Annotated in this window: 19 protein-coding genes and 1 pseudogene; 9 read left to right on the top strand and 11 right to left on the bottom strand. The window is 68.1% G+C overall.

Annotation, left to right across the window (positions count from 1 at the left end):
* Nucleotides 1-17: 17 nt before the first annotated feature.
* The 4 genes and pseudogenes from I8N68_RS20525 to I8N68_RS20515 form a co-directional block, all read right to left on the bottom strand.
* Entirely contained in the window at nucleotides 18-293 is a 276-nt protein-coding gene (locus I8N68_RS20525; RefSeq protein ID WP_200212458.1) for a hypothetical protein, read from the bottom strand.
* A 47-nt stretch (nucleotides 294-340) separates the two neighbouring features.
* Complete coding sequence (locus I8N68_RS33000) at nucleotides 341-772, bottom strand: RusA family crossover junction endodeoxyribonuclease (protein ID WP_307812906.1); 432 nt, start codon at nucleotides 770-772, stop codon at nucleotides 341-343.
* A gap of 267 nt (nucleotides 773-1,039) precedes the next feature.
* Nucleotides 1,040-1,597 (bottom strand): annotated as a pseudogene (locus I8N68_RS32995) (VOC family protein); the annotation flags it as partial.
* Between the two features lie 211 nt (nucleotides 1,598-1,808).
* Nucleotides 1,809-2,387: a DsbA family protein gene (locus I8N68_RS20515; RefSeq protein ID WP_200212454.1), complete on the bottom strand. Its 579-nt coding sequence runs from the start codon at nucleotides 2,385-2,387 to the stop codon at nucleotides 1,809-1,811.
* A 230-nt stretch (nucleotides 2,388-2,617) separates the two neighbouring features.
* Between I8N68_RS20515 and I8N68_RS20510 the strand changes: the two genes are divergently transcribed.
* The 7 genes from I8N68_RS20510 to I8N68_RS20480 all read left to right on the top strand — a co-directional run bounded on the left by I8N68_RS20510 (nucleotide 2,618) and on the right by I8N68_RS20480 (nucleotide 9,525).
* Nucleotides 2,618-3,907: an ABC transporter substrate-binding protein gene (locus tag I8N68_RS20510; RefSeq protein WP_200212449.1), complete on the top strand. Its 1,290-nt coding sequence runs from the start codon at nucleotides 2,618-2,620 to the stop codon at nucleotides 3,905-3,907.
* Complete coding sequence (locus I8N68_RS20505; protein WP_307812899.1) at nucleotides 3,904-4,905, top strand: carbohydrate ABC transporter permease; 1,002 nt, start codon at nucleotides 3,904-3,906, stop codon at nucleotides 4,903-4,905. The genes I8N68_RS20510 and I8N68_RS20505 overlap by 4 nt, the downstream gene beginning before the upstream one ends.
* Before the next feature lies 1 nt (nucleotide 4,906).
* Entirely contained in the window at nucleotides 4,907-5,743 is an 837-nt protein-coding gene (locus I8N68_RS20500) for a carbohydrate ABC transporter permease (RefSeq protein ID WP_200212448.1), read from the top strand.
* An 11-nt stretch (nucleotides 5,744-5,754) separates the two neighbouring features.
* Entirely contained in the window at nucleotides 5,755-6,963 is a 1,209-nt protein-coding gene (locus I8N68_RS20495) for an ABC transporter ATP-binding protein (RefSeq protein ID WP_200212447.1), read from the top strand.
* Between the two features lie 192 nt (nucleotides 6,964-7,155).
* Nucleotides 7,156-7,797 carry an SIMPL domain-containing protein gene (locus tag I8N68_RS20490; protein ID WP_200212446.1) on the top strand — a complete coding sequence of 214 codons (642 nt, stop codon included), beginning with the start codon at nucleotides 7,156-7,158 and terminating at the stop codon, nucleotides 7,795-7,797.
* A gap of 55 nt (nucleotides 7,798-7,852) precedes the next feature.
* Complete coding sequence (locus I8N68_RS20485; protein ID WP_200212444.1) at nucleotides 7,853-8,704, top strand: DUF4262 domain-containing protein; 852 nt, start codon at nucleotides 7,853-7,855, stop codon at nucleotides 8,702-8,704.
* Between the two features lie 635 nt (nucleotides 8,705-9,339).
* The gene (locus I8N68_RS20480) at nucleotides 9,340-9,525 is read left to right on the top strand and encodes a ribonuclease (protein WP_200212443.1); all 186 of its coding nucleotides are present in this window, start codon (nucleotides 9,340-9,342) and stop codon (nucleotides 9,523-9,525) included.
* 167 nt (nucleotides 9,526-9,692) lie between these two features.
* Here the strand turns inward: I8N68_RS20480 and I8N68_RS32985 are convergent, their stop codons facing one another.
* Both I8N68_RS32985 and I8N68_RS32980 read right to left on the bottom strand, forming a co-directional pair.
* Entirely contained in the window at nucleotides 9,693-10,310 is a 618-nt protein-coding gene (locus I8N68_RS32985) for a transposase (RefSeq protein ID WP_234040263.1), read from the bottom strand.
* The gene (locus tag I8N68_RS32980) at nucleotides 10,307-10,825 is read right to left on the bottom strand and encodes an IS110 family transposase (protein WP_234040262.1); all 519 of its coding nucleotides are present in this window, start codon (nucleotides 10,823-10,825) and stop codon (nucleotides 10,307-10,309) included. Before I8N68_RS32980 ends, I8N68_RS32985 begins: the two co-directional genes overlap by 4 nt.
* Before the next feature lie 351 nt (nucleotides 10,826-11,176).
* Between I8N68_RS32980 and I8N68_RS20470 the strand changes: the two genes are divergently transcribed.
* Nucleotides 11,177-11,578, top strand: coding sequence for a hypothetical protein (locus I8N68_RS20470; RefSeq protein WP_200212441.1), 402 nt, complete (start codon nucleotides 11,177-11,179; stop codon nucleotides 11,576-11,578).
* Between the two features lie 89 nt (nucleotides 11,579-11,667).
* On the opposite strand, the gene I8N68_RS20465 is transcribed toward I8N68_RS20470, so the two are convergent.
* The 4 genes from I8N68_RS20465 to I8N68_RS20450 all read right to left on the bottom strand — a co-directional run bounded on the left by I8N68_RS20465 (nucleotide 11,668) and on the right by I8N68_RS20450 (nucleotide 14,465).
* Entirely contained in the window at nucleotides 11,668-12,084 is a 417-nt protein-coding gene (locus I8N68_RS20465) for an NUDIX domain-containing protein (RefSeq protein WP_234040261.1), read from the bottom strand.
* A gap of 61 nt (nucleotides 12,085-12,145) precedes the next feature.
* Entirely contained in the window at nucleotides 12,146-12,589 is a 444-nt protein-coding gene (locus I8N68_RS20460; protein WP_307812898.1) for a YunG family protein, read from the bottom strand.
* Between the two features lie 248 nt (nucleotides 12,590-12,837).
* Entirely contained in the window at nucleotides 12,838-13,839 is a 1,002-nt protein-coding gene (locus I8N68_RS20455; RefSeq protein WP_200212437.1) for a hypothetical protein, read from the bottom strand.
* A 206-nt stretch (nucleotides 13,840-14,045) separates the two neighbouring features.
* Nucleotides 14,046-14,465 (bottom strand): barstar family protein, encoded by a 420-nt coding sequence (locus I8N68_RS20450; protein ID WP_200212435.1) that lies wholly within the window; start codon nucleotides 14,463-14,465, stop codon nucleotides 14,046-14,048.
* Nucleotides 14,466-14,615: 150 nt separating this feature from the next.
* On the opposite strand from I8N68_RS20450, the gene I8N68_RS20445 reads away from it, so the two are divergent.
* Nucleotides 14,616-15,149 carry a DUF4240 domain-containing protein gene (locus I8N68_RS20445; protein ID WP_200212433.1) on the top strand — a complete coding sequence of 178 codons (534 nt, stop codon included), beginning with the start codon at nucleotides 14,616-14,618 and terminating at the stop codon, nucleotides 15,147-15,149.
* A gap of 132 nt (nucleotides 15,150-15,281) precedes the next feature.
* Here the strand turns inward: I8N68_RS20445 and I8N68_RS20440 are convergent, their stop codons facing one another.
* Nucleotides 15,282-16,235, bottom strand: a complete 954-nt coding sequence (locus I8N68_RS20440; protein ID WP_307812897.1) for a hypothetical protein — start codon at nucleotides 16,233-16,235, stop codon at nucleotides 15,282-15,284.
* Nucleotides 16,236-16,481 lie beyond the last annotated feature (246 nt).

The following is a 16,481-nucleotide window of genomic DNA, read 5'->3' as shown; positions in this document are numbered from 1 at the left end:
CGCGGTCGTGGCGTGCCTCAGGAAGCCCCGCCCCGGACGATCGCCACGGCCACCCGACAGAACTCGTCCATGTCCGGATTGAAGCCGGCGGCGATGTCCGGGTGCAGCCCGGTGCGGGTCTCGTCGAGCAGCCGACGGCAGACCTCCTCGACCGGCTCACCCGCGTAGCTGGCGCGGATCCGTTCGGTGGCCGCCTGCAGGGCCGAGGTCAGCTGATCCTCCAGCGCGCCGCGCAGCTTCTGTTGCACGGGATCCAGCCCGGTCGGGTCGAGCGTGACATGTGGCTCCGACATCGGCACTCCCTTCATCGGCGTCCGCGGTACCCCACCGCGGCCGTCGGTCAAACCACGGTGGGTACGGCGGCCACCCGGACCTGGTACGAGAAGTCCTCCGCCGGCTCCTCGATGTACGACAGCCGGCGGATCTGCCGGTCGTCGTCGTAGAGGGCGACGTCGACGAGCACGCCGAGGTGGGCCAGCCCGATGTTCGCCACCCGCTTCTTGTCCTGCAGCACCGCGCACACCCCGCCCAGCAGCGTGCTGGCGTCGGAGGTGCGGTGCCCGGGCGGGCAACGCAGCGTCAGGTCCACCTCGATCGGCCCGGCGAGCGGGGTCCAGCCGGTCTGCTGGGCGGCGGTGCAGGCCGCCTGGAGCAGGGCGCGGACCCGCGTCGCCTGCCGGTGCCCGGCGGCGAAGATGGACAGGGCCTCGGTCTTGACCGGGGGCAGGCCGCTCACCTCGAACGTCAGGGCGAGAGCGCGGGTGTCCTGCACGACAACCTCCTCGTTGGGGACGATCCTGCCCAACCGGTGAACCGGCAGAAGGGGGTTCCCGCGATTACCAACCGTTCGGGCGGGCTGGGGTCGGCCGGAGGCGTATCGACATCGACGGCGACGCGCTGGCTGCGAAGCTGGGAAAAACGCTAGTCCACGGGGCGCACGCCGGGTAGCTGGTCGTTCACTGGTTGGGACGAGGCGGAAAGGCGCAGAACGCGTTGCCCTCCGGATCGGCCAGCACCCACAGCCGATCCGGTCGTCGGGCTCGCGCAGCAGCGTCGCGCCCGCCGAGATCACGGCTGTGACCTCCGCACCGGTCAGCTCGACGTCCCAGTGCACCCGGTTCTTCACCCGCTTGCGCTCCGACACCGGGTCGAAGATCCACGAACCCCAGGGGAACCCGGCCGCGCCGGTCAGGTAGGCGTAGTCCTCGCCCTCGCCGCCGACCTGACCGCCGACCACGCCCGCCCACCACCTCGCCTGCGCGGCCGGGTCGGCGCTGTCCACCACCAGCTCGAAGACGCCCGGGCGCTTCCCCTCTCCGGGCGGGAACGCGCAGAACTGGTTGCCGTCCGGGTCGGCCAACACCCACCAGCCGATCTCCGCGTCCGGCTCGCGTACCAGTCGGGCGCCGGCCGCCAGCAGCGCCGCCGGGTCCGGGTCGGCGAGGCGCACATCCAGGTGGACCCGCGTCTTGCCGGTACGCGGCTCGGGCACCTGGTTGACCCAGATCGACTCGGGACCGGCCCCGCCGGGCGCACATCCAGCCGGGCGTCGCCGTCCCCGGTCTCGACCACCCCGCCCCCGAGGATCCGAACCCAGAACCCGGCCAGCCCCGAAGCATCGACGGCGTCCATGCAGAGGTCCTTGAAGCGCGCGATCACCCGGCCATCATCACCCACCCACCTGAACGCCCGCCCCCAACCCCCAACCCCACCGCCGCCCCCAAGATCCGCGCACTTTCCGAGAGAGAGTGGCCATTCCGCGCGCCAAAGCCACCCTTTCTCGGCAAGTGCGGGGCGGGGGCTGGTGGTTAGTGGCGGCCGCGCTTGACCTCGTGGAAGGTGGGCAGCCGCAGCAGCGGCACGAGGGAGTCCCAGATGGTCAGGGCGTCATCGGTGCTCGGGACCTCGGTGAGGATCGGGCCGTGGATGCCCCGCTCGGCGTCGGGCACCATCAGCACCGGGGAGCCGATGTCCGGCCCCGCCGAGGCGTACGACAGGGTGTGTGACTCGCGTACCGCCCGGTCCCAGCGCTCGTCGTCGAGGGCCGGCGCGGCGTCGGCGAGGCCGGCCGCCTCGACGGCCGCCGTCACGATCTTGTCGGAGATCGGTTTGCCGGCGTCGTGGGTGCGGGCGCCCAGCTCGGTGTAGAAGCGGCCGGCGTCGTCGTGGCGGCCCTCGGCGCGCAGCGCCTCCACCAGCCGCAGCGCGCGGCCGGAGGCGGCCATCGCGTCGGCGTGCTCGGGGGCGATCCGGCCCTCGTTGAGGATGGCCAGGCTGAACGCCCGCCACTCGATGCGCAGCCCCCGGGCCTCGGCGACGGCGACCAGCCAACGGGAGGCGCGCCAGGTCCACGGGCAGGCGAGATCGAAGAAGAAGGTGGCGTCCATCCGCCGAGCGTAAGGCCGCCCGGCCGACGCGCAGGGCTGATCCGGTCCATCTCAGGCCCGGTCGTTCCGTCTGGTGACGCTCAGGTTTCGGAGCGTCGCAGGTCGGGCACTGTTGCGCACGAAACGCCCGGGGCCGAGTGGATTTGCCGCAACCAGCGCCCGGACCGTCTCGCCGTGCGCCGGGGCACGGGCAGCTCCCCCCGGCTCTCGCCGAAGAAAGGGGGAGGGCGATGACGACAGACCCCGACGAGGCCGCGGACCGGCGGCGGCCACGATTCCGCGCGGCGGCCGCAGCCGCCGCGCTGACGTTGGTGGCGCCGCTGGCGGCCTGCGGGTCCGGCGGCGACGGCGGTACGCCGACGATCAACCTGTACTACCCGCCGGAACAGAACCTGCAGAAGGTCGTCGACGACTGCAACGCGCAGGCCCAGGGGCGCTACCAGATCGTCTACCGGGTGCTGCCGCGGCAGGCCGACGAGCAGCGGGTGCAGATGGTGCGCCGGCTCGCCGCGGAGGACAGCGGGATGGACGTGCTCGGCCTCGATGTCACCTGGACCCAGGAGTTCGCCAGCGCGGACTGGATCCGGGAGTGGACCGGCCAGGCCAAGGCGGAGGTCGAGCAGGGCACCCTCGCGGGCCCGCTGGACACCGCCCGCTACGAGGGCAAGCTCTACGCCGCGCCGAAGAACACCAACGTCCAGCTCCTCTGGTACCGCACCGACCTGGTGCAGCAGCCGCCGAAGACCTGGGACGAGATGATCTCCGCGGCCCAGCAGCTCAAGCAGCAGGGCAAGCCGTACCAGGTGCTCACCATGGGGGCCCAGTACGAGGGACTGGTCGTCCTCTACAACACCCTGGCCGAGAGCGCCGGCGGGAAGATCCTCAGCGACGACGGCAAGAAGGCCGTGATGGACGAGGGCACCGTGAGGGCGCTCGACCAGCTGAAGAAGTTCGCCACGTCGGGCGTGACGTCGCCGTCGTTCAGCAACGCCATCGAGGACCCGGTCCGGCTGGAGTTCCAGTCCGGCACGGGTGCCTTCCAGGTCAACTGGCCCTTCGTCTATCCCGCGATGCAGGAGGCGAACCCGGACCTGGCGAAGAAGGTCAAGTGGGCGCGCGTGCCGGGGATCGACGAAAACACCCCGAGCAAGGTCACCATCGGCGGCGTCAACATGGCGGTCAGCGCCTACTCCAAGCACCCGACGGAGTCCTTCGAGGCGGCCCGGTGCATCCGCAACGAGAAGAACCAGAAGTTCTCGGCGGTCAACGACGGCGTGCCGCCGACCATCGAGAAGGTCTACGACGACCCGGAGATGGACAAGGCGTACCCGATGAAGGACACCATCCTCGAGGAGCTGAAGGAGCCGGCCGTTCGTCCGCTGACCCCGGCCTACCAGAGCATCTCCACGGTCACGTCCGCGATCCTGTCGCCGCCGTCGGCGATCCAGCCCGAACAGACCGCCAACGAGCTGCGTGACGCCATCGCCGACGCCCTCGAGTCGAAGGGGGTCCTCCCGTGAGCATCAACGCCACTCCCACCGGTGCGGACGTCGCGGCCGACGAGACCGCCACCCGGTCCGGCGGCCGGCACGCCGCGGTGCCGGCCCAGCGAACCGGCCGCCGGGCGAAGGCCCCGCTGAGCGAGAACAAGCGGGCGGAGCGCCGGCTGGGCTGGCTGCTCTGCGCGCCGGCCGCGCTGGTCATGGTGCTGGTCACCGCGTACCCGATCCTTTACTCGGTCTGGCTGTCGCTCCAGCGCTTCGACCTGCGCTTCCCCGACCAGCGCGAGTTCATCGGGCTGGAGAACTACACCACCGTGCTGTCCAACCAGTTCTGGTGGACCGCGTTCGGGGTCACCGCGCTGATCACCGTGGTCACGGTCGCGATCGAGCTGGTGCTCGGCATGGGACTCGCGCTGATCATGCACCGCACGCTGGTCGGCCGGGGCATCGTCCGCACGGCGGCGCTGATCCCGTACGGCATCGTCACGGTCGTCGCGGCCTTCTCCTGGCGGTACGCGTGGACGCCCGGCACCGGCTACCTGGCGAACGTCTTCGACGGCAGCGCGCCGCTGACCGAGCGGGCCAGCTCGTTGGCGATCGTCATGCTGGCGGAGATCTGGAAGACCACGCCGTTCATGGCGCTGCTGCTGATGGCCGGCCTGGCCCTGGTCCCGGAGGACCTGCTCAAGGCGGCCTCCACCGACGGCGCGACCTCCTGGCAGCGGTTCACCAAGGTGATGCTGCCGGTGATGAAGCCGGCGATCCTGGTCGCCCTGCTGTTCCGCACGCTGGACGCGTTCCGGGTCTTCGACAACATCTTCGTGCTCACCGCGGGCGGCAACGAGACCTCGTCGGTGTCGATGCTCGCCTACAACAACCTGATCCGGGGTCTGAACCTCGGCATCGGCTCGACGATGTCGGTGCTGATCTTCATCACGGTGGCGATCATCGCCTTCGTCTTCGTGAAGATGTTCGGTACCGCTGCCCCGGGCAGCGACGACGGGGAGAGGCGCTGAGATGGCAGTCGAAACCACCAACCGGGCGAAGCTGCGCTGGGGTCTGCTGGACGTGATCGTCGTCGTCTTCGCGCTGATCCCGGTGCTCTGGATCGCCTCGCTGTCGTTCAAGACCCCGGGCACCCTCACCGACGGGAGGTTCTGGCCGCGGGAGTGGACGCTGGACAACTACCGGACGATCTTCGACACCGACCAGTTCGTCCGGGCCCTGGCCAACTCGATCGGCATCGCGCTGATCGCCACGCTGATCGCGGTGGTGCTGGGCGCGATGGCCGCGTACGCGATCTCCCGGCTGGACTTCCCCGGCAAGAAGCTGCTGGTCGGGGTCTCCCTGCTGATCGCGATGTTCCCCCAGGTGTCGCTGGTGTCGCCGCTGTTCGAGATCGAGCGGCAGCTCGGCCTCTTCGACACCTGGCCGGGGCTGATCCTGCCGTACATCACTTTCGCCCTGCCGCTGGCGATCTACACGCTGTCGGCGTTCTTCAAGCAGATCCCGTGGGATCTGGAGAAGGCGGCGAAGATGGACGGCGCCACGCAGGGCCAGGCGTTCCGGCGGGTGATCGCCCCGCTGGCCGCGCCGGGGCTGTTCACCACGGCGATCCTGGTCTTCATCTTCTGCTGGAACGACTTCCTGTTCGCCATCACGCTCACCTCGACCGAGCGGGCGCGGACGGTGCCGGTGGCGCTGTCGTTCTTCACCGGCGAGTCGCAGTTCGAGGACCCCACCGGGGCGATCTGCGCGGCCGCCGTGGTGATCACCATTCCGATCATCCTGTTCGTGCTCTTCTTCCAGCGCCGCATCGTCTCCGGTCTGACCTCCGGCGCAGTCAAGGGATAGGTGGTGTAGTCATGGCTGACATCGTGCTGGACAAGGTGAGCAAGCGGTTCCCGGACGGGACCGTCGCGGTGCAGGACGTCGACCTGGAGATCGCCGATGGCGAGTTCGTGATCCTGGTCGGCCCGTCGGGCTGCGGGAAGTCCACCACCCTCAACATGATCGCCGGGCTGGAGGACATCAGCTCCGGCGAGCTGCGGATCGCGGGGCAGCGGGTCAACGACAAGGCGCCCCGGGACCGCGACATCGCCATGGTCTTCCAGTCGTACGCGCTCTACCCGAACATGACGGTGCGGGAGAACATGGCCTTCCCGCTGCGGCTGGCGAAGCTGGACCGGGCCACCATCGACGCGAAGGTCGACGAGGCGGCCAAGGTCCTGGAGCTGACCCCGCTGCTGGACCGCAAGCCGGCCAACCTCTCCGGGGGCCAGCGGCAGCGGGTGGCGATGGGCCGGGCGATCGTCCGCCAGCCGAAGGCGTTCCTGATGGACGAGCCGCTGTCCAACCTGGACGCCAAGCTGCGGGTGCAGATGCGCACGGTGGTGTCCCGCCTGCAAAAGCAGCTCGGCACCACCACCGTCTACGTCACCCACGACCAGACCGAGGCGATGACCCTCGGCGACCGGGTGGTCATCATGCGGGGCGGGGCCGTGCAGCAGGTCGGGCCGCCGCAGGAGCTGTACGACCACCCGCGCAACCTCTTCGTCGCCGGCTTCATCGGTTCGCCATCGATGAACTTCCTGCACGCTGCCGTCTCCGAAGGGCGGCTGCGCACGGCGCTCGGCGACGTGCCGGTCGGGGACCGGCTGCGCCGGCAGCTCGAGGGCGCGGACGCCCCGCGCGAGCTGATCCTCGGCATCCGCCCCGAGCACTTCGAGGACGCCGAGCTGATCGACGAGGAGACCCGCCGCCGGGGCATGGAGTTCGACGCGCCGGTGGACATCGTCGAGTCGATGGGCTCGGACAAGTACGTCTACTTCACCATCGAGGGGGAGCGGGCCACCGCCGCCGAGCTGGAGGAGCTGGCCGCCGACGCGGGCGCGGCCGACTTTGCCGGCGCCGGATCGAGCCTGGTCACCCGGCTCTCCGCCGAGTCGGCGGCACGGGAGGGGGAGAACCGGCGGGTCTGGTTCAACCTGGACAAGATCCACCTGTTCGACCCGTCCACCGGCCGGAACCTAACCCTGCACGAGGGGCGGGCAGCCGGCGCGCTCGCCGACTGACCGGACGCGAACGGGGGCCGGTGACAGCATGCACCGGTCCTCGTCTGCATCGAGGGGGATCAGGGGTCAAATCCCCACAGCTCCACCAGCCTCGGTGCTGTTTGCCAGGTGCCGATGACAGGCGATCACCCTGACGTCGGCAGGCTGATCGGGGACAACGCTCGCCAGTGAGACCTTCGTAAGATCATCGTCATGCAGCTAATCGAACGGCCGTGGGGTGTCACCGCGTACGGCGCGGCGAGCGTGAAGTCCATGCCGGATCTGGTCCGAGCGAGATTCCGGGTCGTGCGGGTGGAACAGACGCCATCAGGTGCATTCGCCGCGGCGGCTGAGGCCGTGCACGCGGTGCGTCAGGCGCTGCGGGCCCACGGCGTTGCCGACAGTGCTGTGGAGCGGTCACGGCTGGATCTCAAGAGTTCGTGGAGCGGCTATGGCCCAGAGCGGGTGTTCCTGGGCTATCAGTGCCAAGCATCGTTTGCCATGGAGTCGGACCGTCTGGACATCGTTCAGCAGTTGCTCGATGACGTCGTAGCCGCCGGCGCGAACGAGATCGAGGCGGTTGACTTCGACGTCATGACAAAGGCCGAGATGCGCGCGGAAGCTCGGCGTCAGGCGGTAGCAGCTGCTCGGCGCAAGGCCGAGTTGTACGCCGAGGCGGCCGGCGTCCGGCTCGGTGCTGTCGTGCACATCGACGACGTCGATCCAGAGAACGTGGGACACGAACGATACCGTGGCCACGGTTCGGGCGGTGACGCTTCCGCACAGGACCTCGCACCCGGACACGTAGTAGTGTCAGCTGCCGTGATCCTCGGTTTCTCGATCACCCACGACTGATACCGCGTACCTTCCATCGGGTGAACCGCGGGCGGTCGCCTTGTATGCTCCGCGGATGCCCGACGCGCCCGATCGCGAGTGTCATTGCCTCCTCTGCGAGGGCGACGGCACACCGCGGGTTCGGTGGCGGCGCGCAGAAAAGTCCTGGCCAGAGCGCGAGCGCCGCAATGCCCGGCTGGTTCGTGAGTACGGTTGGGGCGTCACCGGCGTTCTTGGCATGACCACGCCCGACTGGGCCTACTCGATCGGTCTGTGGCACAGCTACGGCAGCGTCGAGCTGTGCCTGCTCGGCATCCCGCAGCAGCGGGCCATGGAGATCGTCAACACGGTCGGCCGCCTGATCCGTGACGGGCAGCCGCTGACCCCCGGCCGCAGGCTGGCAGGCGTCATCGACGGGTACGAGCTCGCGCTCGCTCCCGTGCACAGCAGTTGGTACGGGCAGCTGTTCGGGGCGGCCATCGATTACTATCAGCGTCCGCCGTTTCCGGTCGTGCAACTGCTGTGGCCCGACAAGGCCGGCCGCTACCCGGGTGACCCCGAGCTCGAAGACGGCGCGCATGAGACCCAGCCGTTGCTGTGGCTGCCGATGGACGAGCACCCGCGCAGTATGTGGACCGAGCCGGCGCCGCCATGGATGTACCCGAACCTTGATCCTTGCCAGGTGGTGTTCACGCTCATGCGCATTGTGGACGGCGGCCGCCCGGTCAACGGTGTGATCCACGATCACGACGGGAGCTGGCAGTTCCTCGACGGCGACGCGATGGAGCAGCCGGATCTGACCACCGCGCATCTGGCCCACCTCGTCGCCCACCACGACGTGGGCCAGTTGCTGGACCTGCCGGCGGGTTGGCGCGCTTGGCGGCAGCCCGACGGCACCTGGCTACGCTCGACCGTCGAGCCGCAGTAAAGCCTGCCAGTCCCACTGCGGGCCCAGGACCAGCAGCGAGGACCTGACCAATGGACGCCTGGCTCCAGGTCGAGCTGCCGCAACCGACGGAGTCGGAGGTCGCGAACTAGCTGACGACAAACTGCGCCGACCATCGGCTCATGCCTCAGCGGGAGGCTGGTCGTTGAGGCAGAGGCCGGGCCGGTGGTTGAGTTGCCGGGTGACACCGCGAAGGTCCTCAGCGCTGTGCACGGACAGGTCGGTTCCTTGGGAAGTGCTGGCGGAGTAGGCGGTTTGTGTTCTCGTTGGTGCCGGAGTGTGGGTCGCAGAAGTGGATGCGGAAGCCGGTCAGCGCAGCCATGTCCTCGTGCAGGGTCACCTCCCGCCCCTGGTCCAGGTCAGGCTGCGCCACAGCTGGTGCGGGATGTGCTGCGGTCTGGGTGATCAGGGCGTTGCGGAACTGGGGTGCCAATCGCTGAGGCGTGGGCCCGGCCGATGATCAGGTCACCTTCGCAGTGGCTCGGGGTGCACCGGTCGTGAACCTCGGCGGGACGCTGGGCCACCAGCTGCATGCTTAATTTTGTTCGGTACGGTAAGTCTGATGTGGTCGCTGTTGCGGCTGTTTGCTGGCGCAAGTGCAGGGTAATTAGGTGGTCATGACAACACCCGAGAGTCGGCGGCAGGAGGAGCAAGCGCTTGAGAGCGGCGAGGTGTATCAGGACGCCGAAGGACGCCGAACCGCCGACCCGGGCACCGCGGCGGCGCATGCACACAGCGAAGCCGACCGCAACGCCGAGCACCTGAAGCGCGGCGAGGTTGGTCCGGGCACCCCGGAGAAGTAGCTGCCGAGTGAGTTAGCGGCCGCCTTCATTCTGCAACGGCGGTCATGGCGGGTAGCCGTGATTGGCGGTAGTGGCTGGTGCGGGCTTGGTGCAGAGTGACGACGACGCTTGATCAGGCGCACTCTCATGGCACCCCTTTATGTCAAGGCGCCGCTGACACCAAGGGTTTAGGGTGGTTGGTGGCGGGTCCGGGAAGTGGCTTGTCCGAAGGGCCGATGTCCGGGGTCAGGTCGGTCACGCTGGATTGCAGAGTCGTCCCCGATTGCCCTCCCGGGTCCGTCGCATCCCTTTTCCTCTGGTCGGCGACCATGCGCGCGTAGACCACGTTGGACAGCCGGCGTTTGAGGGCGCGCATGGCTTCCATGGAGGTCTTCCCGGCGGCCTTTCTCGCGTCGAAGTAGGCGCGGCCTTGCGTTGCGCAGCTGGACCACGGCCATGATGTGCAGCGTGCGGTTGATCCGCCGGTTGCCGGCGCGTGAGAGACGGTGACGCTTCTGGTCGCCGGAGGAGGCGTCCAGGGGTGCGGTGCCGTTCCAGGAGGCGAACCGGTCGCGGTCGGCGAACCGGCTGATGTCCCCGACGTCTGCCAGTAGGCGGGCCGCGCCTGAGGGGCCGATGCCGTGCAACTCCATCAGGGTAGAGCCGCGGGCGGCCACCAGTTCCTTGAGGTCCTTCTCCGCAGCCTTGATCTTCTTGTCGATCCCCTCGAGTTCACTGATCAGCTCGACGGCGAGGCGGCGTCTGGTCTTGCCCACGATGTCGCGGGGTTTGACCGTGGCGATCAACGCGCGGGCCTGTGGCGCGGACAGGAACTTCTTCGCCCCGCCGGGTAACAGTTCCAGCAGCAGCCGGTGCAGCCGGTTGATGGTCTGGGTTCGGGCGCGGCCCAGCTCGTCACGCCGGTCGGCGAGATGCCCATCACCTGCAGGTCCGCGTCGACCTGAACCTGCACCAGATTCGGGCTGTGTAGCGCCACCATCGCCACCGAGTGCGCATCCACCGGGTCGGTCTTGCGGCCGTTGCCGGTGGCGAACACCCGCACCTGCGCCGACAGTTTCGCGGGCACGTCGAGCACCGTCTCACCGTCGTGGACCAGGCGGTGGGCGATGTGCTTGCCGATGCCGTTGCAGCCCTCCACCGCCCAGACCCGATCGGCATAGCTGCGACCGGCCGCGAGCATGTCGGCGTAGCCAGCCTTGTCGGTGCCGTACCTGCCCGTAGCCTTCAACCGGCCGCGTTCGTCGACGACCTCGATGGTGGCCGAACGCTTGTGCGGGTCCATCCCGATGATCACGCTCATCGGCGCCTCCCTTAGCTGAACTCGACGGAGTTGTCACAAGGAGGGCACCGCTACTTCGAGCAGAACAAACCCCTTTCCAGCCACTCCTCGCGCGGTGCCCGGCGAGACCGCAGGCCATGAGAGAGCCACACCAATGACACCGGTGGGCAGCCGCAATGTGGGAGCGTCTCGCCGGGCACCTGGACCGAGTCTGGCCGGACACCGGTCCTGGACCAAGTCTCTAAGTAGCCGCGAGTCGCGCGCTACGCAACGCTCGGTCGGGCCGGCGTCCGGCCGTGCCGAAGACAGCGTCTCCGTGCGCTGGTGTGCGACGCTGCGCGCGACGCGTTGACTCGCCTGCCGGAGACACACATGGACGTGGCATGGATCGCGACCGATCCTGGAAGTGGCGACCTGGCCTCCACGGAAAGCCGGTCTGACGTCGACGGCTTCATGTCCCGGCTCCAGCACCTTCCGAGCGCCGGAGAGGGATACACCGAGGTACGCCGCGTCGAGGCGGACTACCCCCTGTTGACGTTCTCGTTCAGAGGCGGCTACGCAGTCATGCACCTGTTCAAATCCCCAGGCGACTGCCACCTTCTTTGTGGGGATGGCGGGCTGCCCGCGACGAAAACCGTCGAAGTCCCGGTGCTCGGCGACGACTGCACGTTCTCAGGTGACTTCGTCTCCAGCGTCACCAAGGCAACGGCGGCGATCGCCGCCTTCATCGATGCTGCTTCACCTGAACGACTCGGAGAGTGGGTTCGGCTCTAAGCCCGCGCAGTGCCGTTTTGGTCGTCAGCACCGCTTGATCAGGTGTCGCTCGTGCCGATGAGCGCGCACCCCTGGCTTCCGGAGCGACGTCACCCGGCGAGCACGGCGGTGAGCATCGAGAGATACGACTCGTGGCCGAGACGCAGGCTGTCAAGGTCGGACGTCTCGAACCATGCCACAGCGTCGTGCTCGTCCGGCGCGGCGTTGACGGGCGTTCCGGTCCACCTGTCGATCAACCAGATCTGCATGTCGTACGTCGCGGTCCGGATTTCATGCATCGGCGGGCTGGACGGCTCCGATGCCGTGATTCCTAACTCCTCCCGAAGCTCGCGGACAAGGCTCTCTTTCGGATCCTCCCCCTCCTCAACATGACCGCCCGGAAGGTCCCACACGTCGGGATACCAACGGCGTCCGGCGCTTCGATGACACAGCAACACCCGATCGCCGTCGCGAAGAACGGCCGTCACAATCCGGACCGGACCGGAGTCGTCAGCGGAGATCGTCATGGGCACATCCTGAGCCATGCGGACCTGCCGCCGTTCGTGCGCTCGGCCTGTTCGCCGGCCGTCACGGTTGCGTGGATTGCGTTGGATCGCCGCCGTAGAGGGCTGCGAAGACGCGGTCCCGCAGGATCTCGTACTGCTGGCGGCATCGCCGAGGTGGGCCCGGCGGGCGTTGCTGGACTTGACCGCCGACAACGACTTCCGGTGGCTGGAACTGGTCAGCTGTCAGGTCGACCTCGCGGCCGTCGGCCAATCGATTCCAGTAGTGGTAGCCGACCTTGGCGTCTCCGGCGAGGACCTCGCCGAGGATCAGCTCTCCGCCGAGCAGGTCCTGAATGATCAAGGCAGTCACCCCGCATTGACCACGGGCTGCGTTGCCGGCGTGCCAATCCTGCACATCGTGCGGGTCGCAGGTATCCGCTCCCCAGCCGCCGCGCAGTACCGGCCGCAGCATCTCCAGGTCAATCGCGAGAGGGACTGATCGTTGGTCGCGCTCTTCAGACGTCACCCAGGAAGGGTCAGCCCTCGACCGGGTCGAGAGTCAAGAAATATCCCGCCTCGGGTCCTGGCCGGCCGAACGGCGCCACTAGCGGGCGCGCTCATCTGCCGCGATCCGCGCGCTAGGCGGCGTTACGAAGTGCTGACTCGGCCGCCATGCGCACATGCCGAGTTGGGTGCGTCGCCCGGAGGGGTAATCCTTAGGTGAGCTACCCAGTGACAAGACCTTCGCCAGCGGAAATAGGTCAAAGGTAGGCACTAGAGCCAGCTCAGGAACTGGCGGAACTGCGGTTCTGCCTCGCGCCAAGCATTGACCACGTCCGACCGCCGCACCATCAACCGCATCGTGGCGCCCGCCCGCGGCGCCCATGGCGGTGGGTCACCCCGCTCCGGGCGCGTGACGAAAGTGAAGATCACGTCTCTCTCGCTGGTCTCTAGGCTCATCTCCAGATGGTCGAACGTGTCGCCGAGGCTCAGCGGCTCCGGTCCCCGCGAGCCGGGCAGCTCAGCCGCGGCGCACAGGCCCCGCAGATTCAGGAAATGGGGATGAAGGGCGGTGGTTGTTCCGTCGCCGAGCGGAACGCCACGTACGTAGACCTGCAGTATTCCGAACAACCGGTCCTCGCTGGTGGGCGTGAACTCTGTCCGGAAGTCGGTGATGTGACCACCTCCGACCGTCGCCTCCCGCCGCACGGCGCGATGCCAGATCTGTTGCCAACGAAACCCGGTGTCGGGCCCTTCGGACGCCCGGACGCCTGCCGGGCTCGAGGGATACGCCCCGCAGCTCGGGCACGGCGGGGACGGGCGCAGGGCACCGCAGGCCGGGCATACTGCCGAAGGCGCGGCCTCGGAACGGTACGCGACGATCAGGCGGTGCACTACGGTCGCGAGGCGCTCCCGTGGGTGTACCTCCGGATCTGGGCAGAAAGCCAACCAGCCCGCCCAGGTATGCCACCCCTCGTTCGGACGCGGCTCCCGCCGGCCCGCTCCCTTCTCCTGCCGACGCCGCGCCTTGAAGGTCTGTGCCTCGGCGAGCCAAAGCTGCCGTGCCTCCTCAAGCTCTTGAACGGCGCGCAGCAGTGAGTCGGGATCTTCTTCCAAACGCACCGGCAGGCCGGCGTTGACCACCAAGTGATGCCAGGTGGCGCGGAACCCGTATGGCGGGAAGCGCAGAGCGCATTCACGCAAAGCGAGCAGCCGGCGTCGCACCGGCAGCTCGGCATCACGGACCCGGTCGGCCTGGGCGGGGAAGCTGCTCACCGCGCGACCCTACCGACCCGCCCACGACCAATGTCGATGAAAAAGGTCTCCCTCGCCACAGATACGAGGCACCAAGATCGCGTGCCCGGATCTGCCGCGATTCGCGCGTCGCTGGGAGTCGTGGCCGGCGGAGGCGTGGACCTGGTGAGCGGATGCTGCTCGGGTCCGGCGGCAACGGTCAGGGGTTCGGTTTATCCACCCTACGGTTAGGGCAACTCGAGGATGATGCCGTCCTCGGATTCGCTGCCGCCTGGGCCGTGGTCGTGGATGATCTCTACGATCATGTCGAACAGCGTCTGCCCTTGGCCACGCTGCGCGTTGCTGACCCTGGCCTCGATGTTCGCGCGGTGCGATGGGTGGCAGGTGAGGAGGATCTGCTCCAGCCATCGGACGGTCGCGTCATAACCGAGCGCGACCTTGGACGAGTCAGAGTTGACCCACCTGAGTACCCATCCGGTCTCCGGAGTGCCGAAGCCTCCTCGGAGGATGTCGTTGAAGGCATCGAGGTTTCCGTTCCAGGTGCCGTGACAAAGCAGTTGCGAGAACTCGCGTACGAAGCCGGCGAAGTCGACGAACGAGGCTCCGTCGATGACAAGCACGGGGAGGGCATCGCTCTGGTTGGTCACGATGCAAGTATGGGCGCGACCCACAACATCCGGATCTGCCGCGATCAGCTCATCTTCCAGGGCTCCGTGCGCTAGACGGGCGGTCAGGCACCGGGCACGACGGCGAATGGTGGGCGGCGAAGTCGGAGACCGCTGCCATACTCCCGCGTCATGAGTGTTGACGAGTTCTGGAACGTGGTGGCGAAGGCACGGGAGTCTGCGGCCGACCCCTTGGACGCCGAGGACGTCGCCGAGCAGACACTGCGGCTGCTGGCTGCCCTGCCGGCCGCCAAGATCGCGGAACTGGCGCAGCCGCTGTGGGATCTGCGTGCGCAGTCGTACGGGTGGGACCTGTGGCAGGCGGCCTATCTTATCAACGGCGGTTGCTCCGACGACGGCTTCGAGTACTTCCGCGGCTGGCTGCTCACACAGGGGCGTGAGTCGTTCGAACGCGCTGTGGCAGACCCGGATACGCTCGCCGACCTGCCGGTGGTCCAACGCGTTGCGGTCGACGGCGGGTTCGATCTTGAATGCGAATCCATGTATGGCGTCGTATGGGACGCATACGCGGTCGTATCAGGGAGCATGGAGCTGCCCAGTGCGGTCACTGGTAGATACCCGGAGCTCGGCCAGGGCTGGGACTTCGAGGACGACGGCGAGGTCCGTCGGCGTCTGCCGAGGCTCGCCGCGCTCTTCATGGATTAGTCGCGTCAAGCGGATCTGCCACGGAGCGCCTTCATGCCGAGGAGCGGATGGGGCAAGTTCAGTCCCCGCCTCCGGGGTGAACCTATTCGGGCGGCCAGGAGCCCGTGACGCAACTGAGTGTTCGGAAACCCGTCACGGCGCAAACGGGTCCCAGTGGGTGGCATAGCGGAGGAGGGACAGCGCCAGGTCGGGGTGGGCGGCGGCCCATTGCGTGTCGAAGAGGAACAGTTGCTCGTGGCCGAAGAAGTCGTCGATGTAGCGGGCGGCCTGGGCGAGGTGCTCATCCACCGCGACGCGGGCCTCCGGTGGTGGCTGCGGCAGCTTCCATTGCAGGATCTGCTCGTGGCTGGGTGCGGTCCACTTTCCGAAGATCGACAAGTCGTATGGTTCGAGGCAGACGTAACGGTCCATGGCGGGGCCGATGCCTTCGTCGCCGGGTCCGACGAGGGAGCGCAGCAGGTCGGCGTCGAAGCGTTCCCGGGACACGGGATCGGCGATACCGCGTAGGTGGTCGGCAAGTCCGGGCAGGTTGACGCCGGGGAAGACGGTCGCTTCCCGCTGGTCCAGGTTCGTGCCGTTGTGGTCGGTGTGCTGCCAGGTGATGCGGACGGCGTAGACGGAATCCGGACCGGGCCCGGGTGGGCCGACGACGCGGAGCGCCACGTCAGGGGTGAAGGTCGCGCCGGGCGCGGCGGCGCCGGACGGCAGCGGCCAAGTGTCGTTTACGAGGTACGCGAGCCGGTCGGGGTGGGCGACGATCGCCTCGTCCTCGAGGAAGTAGTAGGCCAGGTCCACCTCGTCGTCGTTCGTACGCACCCGCAGCCCGCGCTCGTCGAGGCGTATCGGGTAGTCAGATTCGACCCAGAGGTGCTCGTCTAGGAGTTCGCGCAGCTCGTCGAGGGTCTGTGGGCAGGGGAGGCGGTGCTCCTCGATCGCCTCGAAGATCGAGTCGAAACCGTAGGCGCCGCCGCCGATCTCGGCGTTGAGAAGCGCTTCCGGGTCCTCGTGGTGCCAGGCGCGCTGGAACCAGCCGAGCACCGTCGTTTCCGGCACGTGGAAGATCAACTTGCTGAACGGAGAATCCACGCGCGACCGCTCCAGGAAATACACGTGAGGAGCTTAGGTGTGCGAGTGGAGATCGCATACGCCCTGGCCCGTTGGAGGGAAACGGCGCACTCGGCGGACGTGACTCGGCCGACCGCAGCCCATGGTGTTCAGTGCCCATGAAGCCGGAATCACGCGGGCGGCCTTCGATCGGATGTCCGGATCTGCCGCGATCCGCGCGCTACTCAACGTCACGCCGAGCTGGCCCCGATTGCCGTCCGGACGTGC

The organism is Micromonospora coerulea (assembly GCF_016598485.1).
GTDB lineage: Bacteria > Actinomycetota > Actinomycetes > Mycobacteriales > Micromonosporaceae > Micromonospora > Micromonospora coerulea.
Note: the sequence above shows the minus strand (reverse complement) of the source record. Positions and strands in the feature narration are given on the sequence as shown.

Coding starts and splice junctions, on each gene's coding strand:
- I8N68_RS20445 (WP_200212433.1), top strand. CDS start 14,616: ATGAGTGTTGACGAGTTCTGGAACGTGGTGGCGAAGGCACGGGAGTCT.
- I8N68_RS20500 (WP_200212448.1), top strand. CDS start 4,907: ATGGCAGTCGAAACCACCAACCGGGCGAAGCTGCGCTGGGGTCTGCTG.
- I8N68_RS20490 (WP_200212446.1), top strand. CDS start 7,156: ATGCAGCTAATCGAACGGCCGTGGGGTGTCACCGCGTACGGCGCGGCG.
- I8N68_RS20510 (WP_200212449.1), top strand. CDS start 2,618: ATGACGACAGACCCCGACGAGGCCGCGGACCGGCGGCGGCCACGATTC.
- I8N68_RS20525 (WP_200212458.1), bottom strand. CDS start 293: ATGTCGGAGCCACATGTCACGCTCGACCCGACCGGGCTGGATCCCGTG.
- I8N68_RS20470 (WP_200212441.1), top strand. CDS start 11,177: ATGGACGTGGCATGGATCGCGACCGATCCTGGAAGTGGCGACCTGGCC.
- I8N68_RS20515 (WP_200212454.1), bottom strand. CDS start 2,387: ATGGACGCCACCTTCTTCTTCGATCTCGCCTGCCCGTGGACCTGGCGC.
- I8N68_RS20495 (WP_200212447.1), top strand. CDS start 5,755: ATGGCTGACATCGTGCTGGACAAGGTGAGCAAGCGGTTCCCGGACGGG.
- I8N68_RS20480 (WP_200212443.1), top strand. CDS start 9,340: ATGACAACACCCGAGAGTCGGCGGCAGGAGGAGCAAGCGCTTGAGAGC.
- I8N68_RS20485 (WP_200212444.1), top strand. CDS start 7,853: ATGCCCGACGCGCCCGATCGCGAGTGTCATTGCCTCCTCTGCGAGGGC.
- I8N68_RS20465 (WP_234040261.1), bottom strand. CDS start 12,084: ATGACGATCTCCGCTGACGACTCCGGTCCGGTCCGGATTGTGACGGCC.
- I8N68_RS32980 (WP_234040262.1), bottom strand. CDS start 10,825: ATGAGCGTGATCATCGGGATGGACCCGCACAAGCGTTCGGCCACCATC.